The organism is Ruegeria sp. ANG-S4 (assembly GCF_000814005.1).
GTDB lineage: Bacteria > Pseudomonadota > Alphaproteobacteria > Rhodobacterales > Rhodobacteraceae > Ruegeria.
Genome location: NZ_JWLK01000005.1, coordinates 787,015 through 798,917 on the forward strand (window position 1 = coordinate 787,015; position 11,903 = coordinate 798,917).

Annotated in this window: 14 protein-coding genes; 3 read left to right on the top strand and 11 right to left on the bottom strand. The window is 58.3% G+C overall.

What is annotated here, in order from left to right:
* Positions 1–25 precede the first annotated feature (25 nt).
* From RA28_RS16800 to RA28_RS16815, 4 genes are all read right to left on the bottom strand, one after another.
* The gene (locus RA28_RS16800; protein WP_039531104.1) at positions 26–868 is read right to left on the bottom strand and encodes an ATP-binding protein; all 843 of its coding nucleotides are present in this window, start codon (positions 866–868) and stop codon (positions 26–28) included.
* A 114-nt stretch (positions 869–982) separates the two neighbouring features.
* A complete protein-coding gene (gene tatC, locus RA28_RS16805; RefSeq protein ID WP_039531108.1) occupies positions 983–1,861 on the bottom strand; it encodes a twin-arginine translocase subunit TatC in 879 nt (292 codons plus the stop codon).
* The gene (gene tatB / locus RA28_RS16810) at positions 1,858–2,316 is read right to left on the bottom strand and encodes a Sec-independent protein translocase protein TatB (protein ID WP_039531111.1); all 459 of its coding nucleotides are present in this window, start codon (positions 2,314–2,316) and stop codon (positions 1,858–1,860) included. Before tatB ends, tatC begins: the two co-directional genes overlap by 4 nt.
* 6 nt (positions 2,317–2,322) lie before the next feature.
* A complete protein-coding gene (locus RA28_RS16815) occupies positions 2,323–2,538 on the bottom strand; it encodes a twin-arginine translocase TatA/TatE family subunit (RefSeq protein ID WP_039531114.1) in 216 nt (71 codons plus the stop codon).
* Between the two features lie 219 nt (positions 2,539–2,757).
* Between RA28_RS16815 and RA28_RS16820 the strand changes: the two genes are divergently transcribed.
* Entirely contained in the window at positions 2,758–3,063 is a 306-nt protein-coding gene (locus RA28_RS16820; RefSeq protein ID WP_039531117.1) for a hypothetical protein, read from the top strand.
* Positions 3,064–3,084: 21 nt separating this feature from the next.
* Positions 3,085–3,756 carry a helix-turn-helix transcriptional regulator gene (locus tag RA28_RS16825; protein ID WP_039531120.1) on the top strand — a complete coding sequence of 224 codons (672 nt, stop codon included), beginning with the start codon at positions 3,085–3,087 and terminating at the stop codon, positions 3,754–3,756.
* 63 nt (positions 3,757–3,819) lie between these two features.
* Here the strand turns inward: RA28_RS16825 and RA28_RS16830 are convergent, their stop codons facing one another.
* The 7 genes from RA28_RS16830 to RA28_RS16860 form a co-directional block, all read right to left on the bottom strand.
* Positions 3,820–4,992 (bottom strand): LysM peptidoglycan-binding domain-containing protein, encoded by a 1,173-nt coding sequence (locus RA28_RS16830; RefSeq protein WP_039531123.1) that lies wholly within the window; start codon positions 4,990–4,992, stop codon positions 3,820–3,822.
* A 63-nt stretch (positions 4,993–5,055) separates the two neighbouring features.
* Complete coding sequence (locus tag RA28_RS16835; protein WP_039531126.1) at positions 5,056–5,706, bottom strand: protein-L-isoaspartate(D-aspartate) O-methyltransferase; 651 nt, start codon at positions 5,704–5,706, stop codon at positions 5,056–5,058.
* Positions 5,703–6,485, bottom strand: coding sequence for a 5'/3'-nucleotidase SurE (gene surE / locus RA28_RS16840; protein WP_039531780.1), 783 nt, complete (start codon positions 6,483–6,485; stop codon positions 5,703–5,705). The genes RA28_RS16835 and surE overlap by 4 nt, the downstream gene beginning before the upstream one ends.
* A 121-nt stretch (positions 6,486–6,606) precedes the next feature.
* Entirely contained in the window at positions 6,607–7,722 is a 1,116-nt protein-coding gene (locus tag RA28_RS16845; RefSeq protein WP_446737318.1) for an ABC transporter ATP-binding protein, read from the bottom strand.
* Positions 7,723–7,843: 121 nt separating this feature from the next.
* Positions 7,844–8,956, bottom strand: coding sequence for a hypothetical protein (locus tag RA28_RS16850; RefSeq protein ID WP_039531129.1), 1,113 nt, complete (start codon positions 8,954–8,956; stop codon positions 7,844–7,846).
* 2 nt (positions 8,957–8,958) lie between these two features.
* Positions 8,959–9,738 (bottom strand): SDR family oxidoreductase, encoded by a 780-nt coding sequence (locus tag RA28_RS16855; RefSeq protein ID WP_039531132.1) that lies wholly within the window; start codon positions 9,736–9,738, stop codon positions 8,959–8,961.
* A gap of 69 nt (positions 9,739–9,807) precedes the next feature.
* Complete coding sequence (locus RA28_RS16860; RefSeq protein ID WP_039531135.1) at positions 9,808–10,170, bottom strand: nuclear transport factor 2 family protein; 363 nt, start codon at positions 10,168–10,170, stop codon at positions 9,808–9,810.
* Between the two features lie 110 nt (positions 10,171–10,280).
* Here RA28_RS16860 and RA28_RS16865 point away from each other — a divergent pair, with 110 nt between their 5' ends.
* Complete coding sequence (locus tag RA28_RS16865) at positions 10,281–11,885, top strand: peptide chain release factor 3 (protein WP_039531137.1); 1,605 nt, start codon at positions 10,281–10,283, stop codon at positions 11,883–11,885.
* The last annotated feature ends 18 nt before the right edge of the window (positions 11,886–11,903 follow it).

Genomic DNA, 11,903 nt, shown 5'->3' on the forward strand with positions numbered 1-11,903 from the left:
TTTTTGGCCAGATGAAGCGGGCGGATTACGCTATGTGCACACCGTTGCGCCCGGCCAGATCGACGAAAAACTGCCACGCCACACGGCCCGAGCGAGCGCCGCGGGTCGCCTGCCATTCGATCGCTTCGGCCTTCAAAACCTTCTGGTCGATCGAAACACCAAAGGCAGCGCAATATCGGTCGATCATGGCGAGGTATTCATCCTGATCACAGGGGTGAAAGCCGAGCCACAGTCCGAAACGATCTGACAGCGAGACCTTTTCTTCGACAGCCTCGGACGGGTTGATCGCACTGGACCGTTCGTTTTCAATCATGTCGCGCGGCATCAGGTGTCGACGGTTTGAAGTGGCGTAAAACACAACGTTTTCGGGGCGGCCTTCGATGCCGCCGTCCAGAACGGCCTTGAGCGATTTGTAGTGCTGATCGTCATGGCTGAACGAAAGGTCATCGCAGAAAAGGATGAAGCGGTGCGCAGAAGCGCGCAGGTGGTTCAGAAGACGTGCGACCGTGGCCATGTCCTCTCGCTGAAGTTCGACCAGCTTCAAGTCCGGGTGCTCGGTTTGCAGCGTGCCGTGAACAGCTTTGACAAGGCTGGATTTACCCATACCTCGTGCACCCCACAAAAGTGCGTTGTTGGCTTTGAACCCTTTCGCGAACCTGCGCGTGTTGTCCAGCAATGTGTCCCGCGATCGATTGATACCGACCAGCAGGTCCAGATCGACGCGGTTTACCTGACCGACAGGCTCTAACCTGTCTGGTTCAACATGCCAGACAAAGGCAGACGCCGCATCAAAATCGGGGGCAGCCAAGGGCGCGGGAGCGATCCGTTCCAATGCGTCTGCTATGCGATTCAAGGCTTGATCGTCCATCTGCTCCTCCACGGCGTCTTGCTGGGTTCAAACCACGTTCCGGAGGGCACAACAAGAGCATGGAAAGAAAAAGGCGCGCCCTGTGCGGGCGCGCCTGTTGCGAGAAACGCGGTGTTATTTCTGTTCTTCTTCCCGAACTATTTCGGCGTCAGCTTCTGCCTCTTCATCGTCATAGTACCCGTCAGCGCGCAATTGCTCTTCGCGTTTTTTTTCAACCCGGGCCACAAGGAAAATCGACACCTCGTACAGGCCGTAAACGACGGTGAACAGGATGATCTGCGTGATCACATCAGGCGGCGTCACAACAGCCGCGAGAACAAGAATGCCGATCACTGCGTATTTGCGAACTTCGCCCAACCCTTGTGCGCTGACCAGACCCGCCTTGCCCATCAGCGTCAGAAGCACCGGCAACTGAAAGCACAGGCCGAAGGCCACGATGAACTTGATTGTCAGGTTAAGGTATTGCTGTGCCGAACCCTGGAAAACCACGCTTTGCGGGGCTGAGGTCGCTCCGTCCACAATGGCTTCTCCTTCCGCGCCAAATTGCTGGAACCCGAGAAAGAAGTCATAAGCCAACGGCGTGACCACGTAGAAAGCAAAACTTGCCCCGAGAACGAACATGAAGGGGGATGCAAGCAGGAACGGCAAAAACGCGTTCTTTTCGGACTTGTAAAGGCCCGGCGCCACAAACCGCCACATCTGCATTCCGATATACGGGAACGCCAAAATGAACCCGCCCAACAGCGACACTTTCACATAGACAAAAAAGCCTTCTTGCAACGCAATGAAAATCAGACCGCAATCTTGTCCCCGTTCGGCAAGGGCCTCGCACAAGGGCATGGTCAGAAAGTTGAAGATGGGTTTGGCGACCGTGAAGCAGATGATCATCCCGATCAGAAAGGCAACTACACTATGGATCAGTCGCGTGCGCAGTTCCGCCAGATGCTCGATCAATGGGGCCGAGCTGTCCTCGATCTCGTCCGTTTTGCTCATGTCTTGCTTTCAGTGTTCAATGCGGCCTCGGCGGCTTCGGCTTTGACCAGCGCGTCAGCGGCTTCCTTGGCCTTGCGCTCTGCCGCAGACCGTGCGGCGGTCGCCTGAATTTTTTTTGCCTGCTCCGCCCGTTCAGCAGCAAGTTTTCCGGTTTCGCTATCGGGATCGAACTTTGTCGGGTCCAGAGACTTTGCGACGTCGCGCGCGGCTTCGTTGACGCTGTCCATTGCGCTGCCAACCGGGTTTGCTGCGGCGTTCAGGCCCTTTTTGATCTCGTTCACACCTGCCTGATCCGCGGCTTCGTTCATGGCGCTGCTGAACTCGCGCGCCATGCCGCGCGCCTTGCCGACAAACCGACCGACATTGCGGAACAGCACCGGCAGATCCTTGGGCCCCACAACGATCAGGGCAACGATGCCGATGACCAGAAGCTCGGTCCAACCCAGATCAAACATCTGGGCTTAGGCCTTGTCTTTGTCGGTCTCGGGGGTGACGTCCTTGGCCAGTTCGGACGCGTCCTGCTCCAGTTCGTCGGCACCTTCTTTCACGCCCTTCTTGAACGAGGTGATGCCTTTGCCAACTTCACCCATGAGTGAACTGATTTTGCCGCGACCGAACAGAACCAGAACCACAACCGCGATCAGCAACAGACCCGGAAGACCGATATTGTTGAGCATTTCTTTTCTCCTAAAACGTTGGCGCCGCGCGCCATGGATATGATCTGGCCTAGTCTCTACGCTCCCATGCCCATTCGCGGAAGTGAGAAGGCGCAGTTCATCGGTCATATTTGACCGGATTGAAAGGATTCTGCGGGCTGGATTTTTGCAACTGACAGGTTTATGTCAGTTACCAGGGTCTAAACAAAGGTCATCGAAACTTGGTCAACGGAGATTCAAATGACCCATGTTGCAGAAATCGTCACCTTCACGCTTGCCAAAGGCACAACGCAGGATGAGTTTGTAAAACTCAGTCAAGCGTCTGAGGCGTTTGTGCGCGCCGCGCCCGGTTTTGCCCACCGACAGCTGAGCCTGGGTCAGGACGGTCGATGGACCGATTATGTTGTGTGGACCGATATGCAAGCGGCCCAGAACGCTGCGGCACAGTTTCCGCAGCAGGATTGCGCGGCTGCAATGATGGCGGCGATCGACCCCGACAGCGTTCAGATGCGCCACGAGAATGTTCTATGGAACATGACGGCCTGAACATGATCGGACGGGCGATCCATGCGACGCACTGACCGCTTGTTCGACATCATCCAGATCCTGCGCGACGGAAAACTGCACCGTGCACAGGACATTGCGGATCGGCTCGAAGTGTCGGTCCGCACCATTTATCGCGACATGGACACATTGGTCGCGTCCGGCGTTCCGGTCGAGGGTGAGCGCGGCGTTGGCTATATGGTCCGCGAACAGATCACCCTTCCACCGCTGAACCTGACACCGGCAGAGCTTGAAGCTCTGAATCTGGGCATGGCTATCGTGGCCGAGGCGGCAGACCCCGCCTTAAAGGCCGCCGCCGAGTCGTTGGCCAACAAAGTCGATGCCGTGTTGCCAACGCAGGTTGTTGCCGAAGCCGATGCCTGGAAATTTGCTGTCTACCCGTTTGCCGATGCTGCCCGCGGGCTGGCCCATATGGCGCCCCTTCGTTCCGCGATCAAATCCCGCCAGAAATTGCACCTGTCCTATCGTCGCATCGATGGCGTTTTGACCGACAGAACCATCCGCCCACTGCACATGGAATACTGGGGCCGTGTCTGGACCTTGACGGCGTGGTGCGAACTTCGTGACGCTTTCCGGGTGTTTCGCATTGATCTGATCGAAATCGTGTCGCCGCTACCGGAACTCTTCACCGACGAACCCGGAAAACGCCTGAGTGATTATGATCCCTACACGTGATCCGCGCTTCATCTGGCCAAAAATATCCCCGCCGGAGGCATGGCCCGGAACGGGCCATTCTGTTCACTTCAGATAAGGTTCAGGATCGACAGACTCGAACCCCTGACGGACTTCGAAGTGTACGTACGCATTGTCACCATCGCGCAATGCAGCGATTTTCTGTCCCCGGCGTACGCGGTCGCCTTTTTTCACCGTGATCTCTTCGACATTTGCGTAAACGGTCAAAAGATCATTCGGGTGGCGCACAACAATGATCGGAACCTGATCCGCATCCGCCGTCACCGCCGCCACGGTGCCCCCGTCCGCCGCTGTCACAGCGGTTCCCGGTGCAGCAGCGATATCGATACCCTCATTTTTGCCCTTGTCGTAGGGGCGGATAATGCGACCGGAAACTGGCAAGGCCAGCGCTGACGATCCACTGTTTGTCGGTGCCTCAGCAGTGACATCCGGTGCCTCGTCGGCCTCGGCCAATGGTTTGACCTGCTCATCCGGCAACGGCTGTGTCGCACTTGGGGGCGTCGGTGTCGGCGATCCCTGCCCCGGCTGTGTTACAGCGGCAGTCGCGGCAGGTGCGGCACTGCGCGTCGGCGCTGCCTGATCCACAATCGGGATCAGCAGGAATTGCCCTTCACGAACCATGAAGTCGGATCCCAAACCGTTCCATTCTGCCAGCGACTCGACGGGCACCTGGTACAGGCGCGAGATCGTGTAAGCTGTCTCGCCGCGTTTGACCTTGTGGCGAATTGGTTCCGGTCCGGATGGCGCTGGGGCCGCAGCAGGCGCAGGTTGCGCAGGCTCCAGGGTCGTGGTGCGCACACCGCCCGTGTCAGGTGCCGCGTCAATCGCTGATCCGGCCAATGTGGCAATGTCCACGTTGCTGCTGGCGCCCACAGTGCGCGGCAAGGCCAAAACCTCACCCTCGCGCAAAGTGTCATCCGCCTGCAGCCCATTGAACCGGGCCAGCTCTGCCACAGGAAGACCGACGCGATTAGCAACGTCCGTTACCCGGTCACCCGATCTTGCCACAGCCACCTGATAATTCGGGTATGTGATCACGCCCCGATCGTCCGGAGCGGGTCGGCTGGTCGTTGCCGCCAGCGCCGCATCTGCGGTGGAAAACCCGCCGACATTGCCGCGAAGGTCGTAATCAAAGGGGCCCTCGCACCCGGCCAAAAGGGCAACAACGGCTGCGCCTGCGAGGTATCGGCACACGGCTGATCTGGAAACTGCTCTCATTTTTCTGTCCTCAACACCCGCCCCTGTTTTCCGGGGTTCTGGCGCAAATATCGTAACAAACTTTTACGCTTCGTCCTTTCCAAGCCCCTCAAGCAGCGGCACGAAACGAACGGGCAACAATTCGTCATAGTCCAGCCCGTCTTCGGTGCGCGTGACCCGGATCAGGGTCTGCACCGCATCCGACTGGCCTACGGGTAGAACCATAATACCGCCGATTTTAAGCTGCGCCAAGAGCGGCCCTGGAGGATCTTCCGCAGCCGCAGTCACAATGATTCGGTCAAACGGGGCTTGTTCCGGCAAACCAAACGATCCGTCGCTTAACATCGCCGTCACATTGGTCATCCCCAAGGCACGAAACAAATCGCCGGTTTCCCGAACCAGGCGCTTGTGACGCTCGACCGTATAAACCCGCCGCGCCAGCTTGGACAGGATCGCCGCCTGGTACCCCGACCCCGTCCCGATCTCCAGAACGGTGTCGCGTGGGCGCACCTTCAACGCCTGGGTCATCAATCCGACGACCGAGGGCTGGCTGATCGTTTGTCCGCACGCAATCGGTAGCGGCGTGTCGTCATAAGCACGTTCCGCAAACAGGCCTTTGACGAAGAGGCCGCGATCAACCTGTTCCATCGCCGCCAGAACCCGCGCATCCGTTACACCGCGCGAACGCAGCGAGAACAGGAATTGCATTGTTTTTTCGGGGTCCAATCCGCTCATTCGATCGCCTTCAACGCCCCCAGCATATCATGGGCTGTCAGATCAGCCCGCATCGGCGTGACCGAGATATAGCCTTCCAGATTTGCCGCCGCGTCTGTTCCGGGCGCAGTCGGGTTATGCTGGTTTCCGCCCTTGATCCAAAGGAAACGCCTGCCTGACGGAGAGTTATGCGGCTCGACACCGAACCGGATGTCCCGGCGATACCCCTGCGGAGCGACGCGAGCGCCCAGAACCTCATCGGCAGGAACGGGCGGAAAGTTCACATTATAGAACAGCCGATAATCATTCTGTTCCGTTGGCGTTGCCTCAAGTATCCGCCGGACCAGATCAGCACCATGAAGCGCAGCGGCCTCGAACGGATCGTCCAGATCTCGGTTTCGCGGTCCATAGTACTGGGACAATGCAATCGCTGGGATGCCTTGCAGCGCAGCTTCCATCGCGCCACCTATCGTCCCGGAATATAACGTATTTTCGGCCGAGTTGTTGCCGCGGTTCACACCAGACAGAACCAGATCCGGCGGACAGTCCTTCATCACATCATGCAAGCCGACGATAACGCAGTCCGCAGGCGACCCTTCGGCTGCATAGCGACGCTCGGCCAGTTTCGCGACCATGAACGGATGGGTGTAGCTGATACAGTGTGCGACGCCCGACTGTTCGAAAGCCGGTGCGACAATCCAGATTTCGCCCGACGGCCCCGCCAAGCCTCTGGCGATCGCTTCAAGCACGATCAAGCCCGGCGCATTGATACCGTCGTCATTGGTCAAAAGAATTCGCATGATTTTGCCCCGCCCCACGTTTTTCCCTTGATAAACGCCACCCTGCGTTGCGGCAAGCAAGGGCCCGGCGCATTATGAGGCTTTCGCGCACCACTTGGACAGAAATCAGCAGACCTTGGGATCAGGCCGGAAAAACAAAGCATCTGTCGCGCGGCACCGTCAGCCACATGACACGGCCCGGATTTGGGACAAACACATTCGGAACGGTCGCTTTCAGGATCGAACCGTCATGGTCCATTCGGAATTCGACCAAACTTTCAGCGCCCAAAAACCGCGCGCGTTCGACGACACCGCGCGCAGCAACGCCATCAGTGGCCGTTGGCGATGGTCCCTTTCCGTTTCGATCAAAGTCCAGTCGAACATGTTGCGGGCGAAAAACGATCTCAACTTCGGTGTTGTCCGGAACGCCCGGCGCCAGAAACTCGCCAAATGGTGTCGGAGCCAAAGCACCGTTAACCTCTGACCGCAATACATTGATATCACTGAAAAATGACACCGCGGCCTTGTCGACCGGTCGCGTGAACACGTTGTATGGCGCACCCTGTTGTACGATCTTGCCGCCGCGCATCAAGGCGATTTCATCCGCCATGCGCATCGCCTCTTCAGGTTCGTGCGTCACAAGCAAGACAGCGGCATCTTCCTCTTTCAGGATCTCCAATGTCTCGTCCCGGATGCCATCGCGCAGCCGGTTGTCGAGCCCCGAGAATGGTTCGTCCATTAACATGATCCGCGGGCGCGGAGCCAAAGCGCGCGCCAGCGCGACACGCTGTTGCTCGCCGCCCGACAATTGATGCGGATAACCGTCGATATAACGCATCAGATCAACGCGATTGAGCAGTTCCTCGACCCGGTCTCGTTTGAAGGCCTTGTCGCCCTTCAACCCAAAGGCCACATTATCGGCCACGCTGAGGTGCGGAAACAGCGCAAAGTCCTGAAACATAAGCCCAATTTCGCGTCGTTCAGGCGGCACCCGAAACACCGTGTCGCAGACCAGTTTGCCATCGACAAAGATCTCACCCGAGCTTTGCATCTCGACCCCGGCAATCATGCGCAGCGTGGTTGATTTGCCGCAACCGGATGGACCCAAAAGGCAAGTGACCTGCCCGGCCTGAACGCTAAGCGAAACATCGTCCACAACTGTCCGCCCCTCGAACCGGGCCACAAGGTTGCGGATTTCCAGACGAGGTGGCGCTTCGTTGACCGACACTGATGGACCCCACTGCGTTTCCCGACCAATTCCATCGGGCTTGGACGGGGATAGCAACCCCGCCCCACCGGCGCAAGAGATCAGCCGCTGGCGCGCGATTGTATCAATACTGTTTTTGATTTCAGGAAAGAGTGAAAACCCCGCTGGCGGATCAGCCAAGCAGCTCAAAATCTGCAGCCGCACGCACGCGGCCATTGACCTGAACCTCCAACCTGTGGGCACCGGGGATCAGGGTAAAGGTACTCGCATTGCCTTTGAGCTTGTGCGTCTTCTTCAAAACCAGTTCGCCATCTTTCAATGCAGCTTGCTTCAACTTGTGAACCTTTGCCGACACTTTCCCGCCTGGTCGTTGAAAATGAACGATGTAATCCACAAGAACAGCCTGATCCCTGGCACCGGACAATCTGACCTCAAAGTCCAGCGCACCGCCGATCCGGGCGTCACCGCCCAGAGAAATATGCGCCGACACGTCGGCATCGGGATCATACCCGATCATCTTCATCGCGCGGGGATGGCCGGATTTCACAAGGCCCCTGACCGCATGCGACGTCATCCATTTCAGTTCTGCTGTATCTTGCGTCTGACTGTCTTGCCAGGCTTGCAAACGGTCCAGCGCCAGCTTGACGTCCTTCTTGGTGATATCGTTCAAATGGTTGGCGACCGACCGTGTAACATATCGCGTCGAGTCCGCGTGCAAACGATCCAGCAGCGGCAGCGGGTCGGTCAACTCCAAATCCACGGACTGCCCCCACGGCAGCCGGGGTCGGGTGCCCTCGCTCACCAAACGACGCACGTGATAGCTGGAGTGCCCGCACCACGCTTCCATCCGTTTAAGAACAATTTCAGGATAGCGGTTCAGGAAAGGCCTGATGGCCCATTCCATCGAAAACCGCTGGGTCAGTTCTTCCAACACGTCCAGCGCCAGTTCCGGGTGATCCAGACCAACAGCCACGACCCAATCCCCGAGAGGTGCGAAAATGAAGTCGCCAAAGTCATCGTCTGATTTGTTTGGATCGAGCGGTGGCGGCAAGGCCCGCAGCAGAAGCGGGGCGATGGCCGGCAAATCGCCGGGCACAGATTGTTGCAAACACTCGGCGATCCACGCCATGCGCTCTTTCAACTCAAGCTCAAGCAGCCGCGACATGACCTGCGCCTCGAACGTCGCGGCATCGAAGTTTTGGTCAGCCGCCGAAAATAGACCTGCCAGATAGCGGGTTTTCTCTGCGTTAAACAGCTGATCTTTCAGTGAAAAGCCTTGAGCCATCGTTACATCGTCAGATTGGTGGCGCCACCGTCCAGCAGAATGTTCTGCCCGACGATGAATCCTGCATGTTGTGAACACAAAAAGGCGCAGGCGGCCCCGAATTCCTGCCGCGTCCCATAGCGCCGCGCCGGAATGGTCGCCGCGCGTTCGGCGCGCGCCTCATCCATGGAAATCCCCTTCTGCGCTGCCACGCCCCCGTCCAACGAATCCGCCCGATCAGTGGCATGAATACCCGGCAACAGATTGTTTATGGTCACCCCGTGCGGCGCAACTTGGCGCGAGGTTCCGGCGACATAGCCGGTCAGCCCGGTTCGTGCCGCATTCGACAGTCCCAGTGCTGGAATGGGCGCACGCACAGATTGCGAGGTGATGTTGACGACCCGGCCCCAGCCCTTTTCCATCATTGCAGGTAACAAGGCCTTCATAAAGGTGATCGGTGTCAGCATATTCGCATCCAGCGCTTTGATGAAATCGTCCCGATCCCAGTCAGACCATAGACCCGGTGGCGGACCACCTGCGTTTGACACAAGAATATCAACACCCTGCGCGGCGTTAATAACCTGTTCCTGACCATCCGGCGTCGTTACATCGCAGGCCAAAGTTTGAATGGTCACACCATACTCCGCGCGCAGCCTCGCGGCCTCGGCCTCAAGCGCATCGGTCCCGCGCGCGTTCATCACAAGATCGACACCCGCACCTGCCAGCGCCTCGGCGCAGCCCAAGCCCAGGCCCTTGCTGCTGGCGCAAACCAAAGCGCGCTTTCCCTTGATACCCAAATCCATGCTGATCCTCCCTGTCTTCGCTGGACATCTAGCACCGGCCAGTCAGGGAAGACCAGCGACAGTTAGGGATCAATAAAAGAACTCTTCCCGGACAATCTTGCCGTCGGCAACGTGATAGATGCCAACCTCTTTCATATCAAAGGTTTCGCCGCTTTCCTTGACCTTGCCTTGCACCTCGAAGATCACCGCAAAACGATCTTCGCCGTGGATATATGGGTCGCTGACTGACGCGCCAGAGACTTCATGCGCACCCTCCCACCATTCATGTTTGCCACGAATGCCGTCGCGACCATGGGTTTCGCGCCCCATGCCCTCCATATCCTGCGCTTCGACGGAAACCGCATCCGGGGCGTACAGCTTTTCAAGGTTTTCTTTGGCGCGATCTTCGCGGCAACCGGCGACCAGTTCGTCGGCAATCTCTTTCAAATTCATTTGGTTCACTCCACTTTTTGTTCACTATATGTTCTTATAGTCACAGGTTGGCGATTCGGGCCACCCCCTTTGTCTTGCCTCGGCAGGTTTCCCCGCCTATACGCGCGGTCATGCTTGATACTTCGAACCAACCTGCCCTGCCGCCCGAGATTGCCCGGCGCCGAACATTCGCCATCATCTCGCACCCGGATGCGGGCAAGACGACGCTGACGGAAAAGTTCCTGCTTTACGGGGGCGCCATCCAGATGGCCGGTCAGGTACGCGCCAAGGGTGAGGCGCGGCGCACACGCTCGGACTTCATGCAGATGGAGAAGGATCGCGGTATCTCGGTCTCAGCCTCGGCGATGTCTTTCGACTATGGCGATTTTCGGTTCAATCTGGTGGACACGCCCGGCCACTCGGATTTTTCCGAGGATACCTATCGCACGCTGACCGCCGTGGACGCAGCCGTGATGGTGATCGACGGCGCGAAAGGTGTGGAAAGCCAGACGCAGAAACTGTTCGAGGTCTGCCGCCTGCGCGATCTGCCGATCCTGACCTTCTGTAACAAGATGGACCGCGAAAGCCGCGATACGTTCGAAATCATCGACGAAATTCAGGAAATGCTGGCCATCGATGTCACCCCCGCCGCGTGGCCGATTGGCGTGGGGCGCGATTTCATCGGCTGCTATGACATGCTGCGCGACCGGCTGGAACTGATGGACCGCGCCGACCGCAACAAGGTGGCCGAAAGCATTGAAATCAACGGACTCGACGACCCGAAACTGGCCGAACACGTGCCCGAACATCTGCTGGACAAGCTGCTGGAAGAGGTCGAGATGGCGCGCGAGCTGCTGCCCGCCCTTGATCCGCAGGCCGTTCTGGAAGGCCACATGACCCCGATCTGGTTCGGCTCGGCCATCAACTCCTTCGGCGTGAAGGAACTGATGGAAGGCATCGGCGCTTACGGCCCGCAGCCTCAAATTCAATCCGCCGAACCCCGTCAGATTGCTCCGGATGAGAAAAAGGTCGCCGGGTTTGTGTTCAAAGTGCAGGCCAATATGGACCCCAAGCATCGCGACCGCGTGGCGTTTGTACGCATGGCCTCGGGCCACTTCAAACGCGGCATGAAGCTGACCCATGTGCGGTCAAAAAAACCGATGGCGATCTCAAACCCTGTGCTGTTCCTTGCCTCGGACCGGGAACTGGCCGAGGAAGCCTGGGCCGGTGACATCATCGGCATCCCCAACCACGGGCAACTGCGCATCGGTGACACGCTGACCGAAGGCGAGGCACTGCGCGTGACCGGCATCCCGTCCTTCGCGCCGGAACTGCTGCAAACCGTTCGCGCGGCGGATCCATTGAAAGCCAAGCATCTGGAAAAGGCCCTGATGCAATTTGCCGAGGAAGGCGCGGCCAAGGTATTCAAGCCCTCAATCGGTTCGGGCTTTATCGTTGGCGTTGTCGGCGCGCTGCAATTCGAAGTGCTCGCCAGCCGGATCGAGATGGAATACGGCCTGCCGGTGCGGTTCGAGGCGTCCCAATTCACCTCGGCCCGCTGGGTCAGCGGCGACAAGGCCGAGGTCGAGAAATTCGTCAACGCCAACAAACAGCATATCGCCCATGACCATGACGGCGACATCGTATACCTCACAAGGTTGCAATGGGACATCGACCGCGTTGTGCGGGATTATCCCGAGTTGAACCTAACCGCGACAAAGGAAATGATGACCTAAAGGCCGCGCGGCCGCGCC